This is a genomic window from Okeania sp. (assembly GCF_983059655.1).
On sequence record NZ_CEZPJD010001081.1, the window covers coordinates 1 to 2174 of the forward strand.

At 34.6% G+C, this 2174-nt stretch carries 2 protein-coding genes; both read right to left on the reverse strand.

The window, feature by feature from the left end:
* Nucleotides 1-211: 211 nt before the first annotated feature.
* Complete coding sequence (gene thiO, locus AC3DU7_RS31985) at nucleotides 212-1306, reverse strand: glycine oxidase ThiO (protein ID WP_488043254.1); 1095 nt, start codon at nucleotides 1304-1306, stop codon at nucleotides 212-214.
* 483 nt (nucleotides 1307-1789) lie between these two features.
* On the reverse strand, nucleotides 1790-2128 hold the full coding sequence (locus AC3DU7_RS31990) for a 2Fe-2S iron-sulfur cluster-binding protein (RefSeq protein ID WP_488043255.1): 339 nt from the start codon (nucleotides 2126-2128) through the stop codon (nucleotides 1790-1792).
* Nucleotides 2129-2174 lie beyond the last annotated feature (46 nt).

Consider the following 2174-nt stretch of genomic DNA (forward strand, 5'->3'; position numbering starts at 1 on the left):
GCATCCTCTGGCTTCCCCCTTTCCAAGGGGGACGGGAGGGGGATTAATAAAGGGGGACTTTTAGCAGCTAATGGATTCAATGTTTCCCCCAAAATTGGGGGGCTAGGGGAGCAAAATATTGCAGAGGTACTGATCGCTGATAACAGAAATAACTTCTGACTTCTGACTTCAATGTTCCCCCCAAAATTGGGGGGCTAGGGGGGCAAAATAATTATCCATTATCAATAAACCTAGAATAATTAAAAGCATCTAATAACCCATCGGATTTATTATCCCAAATCAAATCAGCTATTAAAATTGCTGTTACAGGTGTTAATAAAATTCCATTTCGATAATGCCCAGTAGCAATAGTCAAATTATCATAATTACTTGTTCCTAATATTGGCATTTCATCGGGAGTATCAGGACGAAAACCCCACCACAATTCTAATACTTTGTAATCTTTTAAAATCGGATATAACCGAATTGCATTTCCAAGTAATATTGAAATTCCTGCTGCTGTATTTCCTTCTGAAAATCCGACATTTTCATTTGTTGCACCGATAACTATTCTTCCATCTTGGCGCGGTACAATATAACTTTCTGTGCCAAATAAAACTTGCTGTAAAGGTAGATTTTCTCTAGTTATATCTGAGGGAATTTTTAACGACAACATTTGCCCCTTTCTAGGAAATACAGGTATTGGTAATAACTCCTGAGACCATGCACCTGTGGCTAATACATAATGTTCTGCTTGTAACTCACCTATTGATGTTTTGATGCTTTGAATTTTACTTTCTTTATGAATTATTTCTATAACAACTCCTTCAAGAATATCAATTTTTAACTCTTTAGCTGCTGTAATAGTTGAATTATACAAATAACGATTATCTACTTGCCCATCTTCAGGGTAAGACCAACCACCAATTACTTCTTGACTTAATCCTGGTTGATATTGATGGATTTCTGCTTGATTTAACCATTGATAATTTAGGCTTTGAAAAGCATAATTTTCTCTATCATTTTCTGCATAAATTGGGGCTAAAATACCACAAGGCCAATAGCCAGTTTCTATATTACTAATTGATTCTATTTTTTTTACCCATTCTGGATATAGTGCCCGACTTTTTAAACATAAATCTAACATTTTACCAGGGGGAATAGCTTCTGCTTGAGGAGCTAACATTCCAGCAGCAGCATTTGTTGCTGTTTGCTGAAAATCACGGCTAATAACTGTTACTTTAGCTCCTCGTAATGTTAGTTCTATTGCTATTGATAGACCAATAATACCGCCACCAATTATTAGGATATTGCTTGATTGATTCATTTTCTAAATAAGGAGTAGTGAAGAAGGATGCGATAAGATTTTTTTACATGGATTTATGGATGATTATTGGCAACACTTTTTGAGTTCTATACTTTGGTTTTATTCAAAGACATAACAGTCGCCACTATAGTTAGGAAATCGGTTCAACAATTAATAATTAATAATTAATAATTACCTCTTCTTGAAAACAGATATGATTGACTCAAAGGAAAATTTTTCTTTTTATACCCTTAAAAGAGGAGGCTTTAAACCACAAATTTTCGGTAATTATGATGATTTATGACGCGAGCAAGATGCTCGCACTAATTATCAAACATCAACCTGGCGGTTGCTATAAATAATATTTTTTCTATGTTTTTATTATCAGAGAATAATCCCAAATCATTTGTAAAAAACCAAAAAATAGCTCAAAAGTCTGAAACTTTTATCCCTAGTCTATCCCTTTTTAGCAGATATTTTTAGTGATTTTTCTCAAAGTATATTTTATTCTTCAGGAGTCCAAACAATTTCGGAACCTTGCCCCCAGAAACCATTATATTTAGTTACTTTGATATCTCCTAAAACTTGCACTTGACAAGATAAACGTTTACCAGAATTAGGAGAATGAGGAGGTACAGAAAGTCTGGCTTTTTCTCGCCATTGAAGCGGAGAAACTTCTCCTTCTATTTCCACTGCACAAGTGCCACAAGTACCAATACTATGACAGTTAATAATTGAAGCATTGCCGTTATAGAGATCGACACCATTTTTCAGTAAAACCTGACGCAGATTTGCACCACGATCGCAAGTTATAGTTTTACCTTGATCCTGAATCTTAACCATAATAAATTATTTTACAGCGCTTTTCATTTGAGTAGACCACAAAATT

Coding starts and splice junctions, on each gene's coding strand:
- AC3DU7_RS31990 (WP_488043255.1), bottom strand. CDS start 2,128: ATGGTTAAGATTCAGGATCAAGGTAAAACTATAACTTGCGATCGTGGT.
- thiO (WP_488043254.1), bottom strand. CDS start 1,306: ATGAATCAATCAAGCAATATCCTAATAATTGGTGGCGGTATTATTGGT.